Origin of the sequence: uncultured Halorubrum sp. (assembly GCF_937146585.1) — an archaeon.
Taxonomy (GTDB): Archaea; Halobacteriota; Halobacteria; order Halobacteriales; family Haloferacaceae; genus Halorubrum; species Halorubrum miltondacostae.
Map to the genome: position 1 here is coordinate 1 of NZ_CAKZRO010000021.1, position 3,400 is coordinate 3,400.

Consider the following 3,400-nt stretch of genomic DNA (forward strand, 5'->3'; position numbering starts at 1 on the left):
CTCCTCGGGAACCTCGCCGGGTACGCCCTCCTCGCCGGCGTCGGCTACGCGCTCGCGGTCCTGAACGGACGACGACGCCTCTTCTTCACGGCGTTCGTCACCTACCTCACTGCCTTCCCGTTCGCGCTGTCCGCGCTGAACCTGGCCGTGCCGCGGAACGCGATCGGCTTCGGGTTCTCCGGCGTCAACATGGCGCTCGCCGGGCTGCTCCCGATCCTCTGGTACTGTTACGCCCGGGACCGGTTCGCGCCGTCGGCCTCGGTCACCGCCCTGCCGGCCGTCTTCTTCGCGCTCGTCGGGTGGATCGCGCTCCTCGCGCTCCCCGTCTCGACCGAGGGGGTCGGACTGGCGGGGCTGGCGACCGGCGTCGCGGGCGCGCTCCTCGCGCTGCTGTACGCGGCCAGCAGCGACGCCCGACTCCCGCGGCCGATCCGGACGCACCTGCGATCGGTCGCGTCGTCCCCCGGCTACGGCGACCTGCTCGCCGTCGGCGCGGTGGTGGCCGTCGGCTACCCGGTCGTCGGCTTCCCGGCCGACCCCTCCGGCGGCGGCAGCGTGGTGAACCTGTACGTCCACCTCCTCGGCTTCTGTCTCGGGTTCATCGGGCCGTTCGCGCTGCTCGCGGGCGGCGTCTTCGACGAGGCGGCCGACTCGTAACCCACCGGACTCGCCTTCACCCACGAACTTATTAGGGCACGCCGCCCTTCAGCGATCGACGGCTACCTGACGCTCGCGCGACAGGAACCCGCTCGCGGCGTCGCCCGCTGCGAGTTCGTCACTGACCCGCGTCCGACACCATGTCCATCAAACGAACGCTGTCCGTGGCCCTTCAGGTGGCCGCGGTGTTGGTCGTTCTCTCGCTCGTCGTCGGGCAGTTACTCGGCCAGCCGGTCCTCCTCAGCTACGTCGAGACCGGTAGCATGCAGCCGACGCTCGACCCCGGCGACGGGTTCGTGGCGATTCCGGCCCAGATCGCGGGCGGGATCGGGCCCGGCGACGTGGTGACGTTCGACGCCCAGGAGATACAGGGCGGCGGGCTGACGACCCACCGGGTCGTCGAGGAGACCGAGCGCGGCTACGTCACCCGCGGCGACAACAACCCGTTCACCGACCAGGACGGCGGCGAGCCGATCGTCCAGGACGCCGACGTCGCCGCGAAGGCGCTCCAGATCGGGGGCGGGGTCGTCGTGATCCCCCACCTCGGGACCGTCGCCATGGGGTTCCAGTCCGCGCTCGACGCGGTCCAGACGCAGTTGGCGGTGACGTTCGGCGTCCGGTCGCTCCAGGGGACGCAGGGGCTCGCGTACATCATCTTCGGGCTGTCGGTGGTCGCGTACGCGGTCGACTGGTACCTCAACGCCGGCGGCAGAGACCGGGAGGCGCGCGACCGGTCCCGCGACGACGGGACCTCCGTGCTGGCGATCCTCGGCGCGCTGGCGCTGGTGCTGATGGCGACGGCGACGGCGGCGATGGTCGTGCCGGCCGGGACGCAGGAGTACGGCGTCGTGAGCGCCGAGTTCGAGTCGGAGAACCCGACGGTGATCGAGAGCGGCACGAGCCAGGAGCTCGAGTACGTCGTCCCCAACGCCGGACTGGTCCCCGTGTACGCGTACGTCACGCCCGCGAGTCCGGGCGTGGACGTCGACCCGGAGCGGCTCTCGGTGGGGAGCCGCGGGCAGGCGTCGACGACGGTGACGCTGTCCGCGCCGGACGAGACCGGCTACTACCGCCTGTTCGTCGTCGAACACCGCTACCTCGCCGTGTTGCCCCCGGGGATCGTCGACGAGCTGTACGGCGTCCATCCCTGGGCCCCGCTCGTCGCGATCAACGGGCTGCTTGGCGGCGGCATCGTCGCGATCGGACTGGTGCTCCTGCGCGGCGAGCCCGCGCGGATCCGGTCGCGCGACTCCCGCGAGCGTCCCCCGCTCCACCGGCGGCTCCTCCGCGAGTTCTACAAGTAACACATGTCTTCAGACCCCAACGAACGCAGACTCCGACTCCGCGCCGTCCTGAACGCACAGTCCACCGCGATCCTCGTCGCCTGTCTTCTGCTCGCCGCGGTCGGCGCGGGGCTCGTGTACACGACCCACGTCGACCCCGGCACGGAGACGGAGAGTCGGACGGTCTCCTCGCTCACCGTCGAGAGCCAGTACGAGCACAGCGCGACGGTGACCGAGCCGAACGCGGTCTTCGAGACCGGCGCGGTGCTCGACGGTCGGAGCACGTACTTCACGCGGATCGCCCCGGAGCTCGACGTGGACGTGGCGACGAGCTACGCGGCGTCGAGCGCCGAGAACGTGACCGTCGAGCTCGACTCCGTGCTCGTGATCCGGAACGTCGGCGAGGGCGACACGGTCTACTGGCGCCAGACGGAGCCGCTCGCGTCGGAGACGGTCTCGGGCGTCGCGCCCGGCGAGACCGTCAACGCCTCGTTCACGCTCAACAGCACCGCCATCGACGGGCGCGTGGCGTCGATCGAAGAGCAGCTCGGCGCGTCGCCCGGCGAGACGGAGACGTTCGTCGCGACGGAGGTCGCCGTCGACGGGTCGATCGGCGGGGTCCCGACGGCGTCGACGCAGACGCTCGACATGCCGGTCACGCACGGCGGCGACACGTACTCCGTCGAGGACCCGGGCGTCCAGTCGGACACCACGTCGCGGAGCGAGCAGGTCACCGTCGAGCGGGAGTACGGGGTGCTCCGGTCGTTCGGCGGCCCGCTCCTCCTGCTCGTCGGTCTCGCCGGCGCCGGCGGGATCAGGTACGCGGCCCGGGAGCACGACCTCGCGCTCACGCCCGCGGAGCGGGACTACCTCTCGTACCGCGACGACCGCTCGGAGTTCGCGGAGTGGATCACGACGTTCCGGCTCCCCTCCTCGGTCCACGAGCGCCCGACCGCGGAGGCGGGGTCGCTGCGCGACCTCGTCGACTTCGCGATAGACAACGACACCGGCGTCGTGGAGGACCCCGAGACCGGCGCGTTCCACGCAGTCTCCGGCGAGTTCGTCTACACCTACCGCCCGCCCGCGCCGACGGTCGCCGACGAGGGCGAGGTCGACGGGGCCGAAGCCGGCGAGCGCCCCACCGTCGAGGACGCCTCCGACGACGGGGAGCCCGCCGACGCGAGTTCGGCGACGTCGCTGACGGGGGACGGCGACGCCGCTACGACCGCGTCGCCCGCCGAGGACGGCGACTCGGCGACCCGCGACGCCGACCGAGACTGAACCGCTCCCGCCGGTCCGCGGGCCGCGGCGGCCGCTTCGTTTCGCTCACTCCTCGCCGCTCTCGCCGTTCTCTTCGACCGCGTCGCGCCACGAATGCTTCGGCTCCCACCCGAGCAGGCGCTCCGCCTTCGAGCAGTCGAACACCGACTCGTCGCCGTCGAGGTCGCACTCGGCCGGGA

3 protein-coding genes are annotated in these 3,400 nt (G+C 71.9%); all 3 read left to right on the top strand.

Going from position 1 to position 3,400, the window contains the following annotated elements; translation table 11 throughout:
• Positions 1–657, top strand: a 657-nt coding sequence (locus Q0116_RS01685) for a hypothetical protein (protein ID WP_297884889.1), incomplete at its 5' end; no start/stop codon positions are given.
• Between the two features lie 140 nt (positions 658–797).
• Positions 798–1,961: a signal peptidase I gene (locus Q0116_RS01690; protein WP_297884891.1), complete on the top strand. Its 1,164-nt coding sequence runs from the start codon at positions 798–800 to the stop codon at positions 1,959–1,961.
• A gap of 3 nt (positions 1,962–1,964) precedes the next feature.
• Positions 1,965–3,221: a DUF5305 domain-containing protein gene (locus Q0116_RS01695; protein WP_297884893.1), complete on the top strand. Its 1,257-nt coding sequence runs from the start codon at positions 1,965–1,967 to the stop codon at positions 3,219–3,221.
• Positions 3,222–3,400 lie beyond the last annotated feature (179 nt).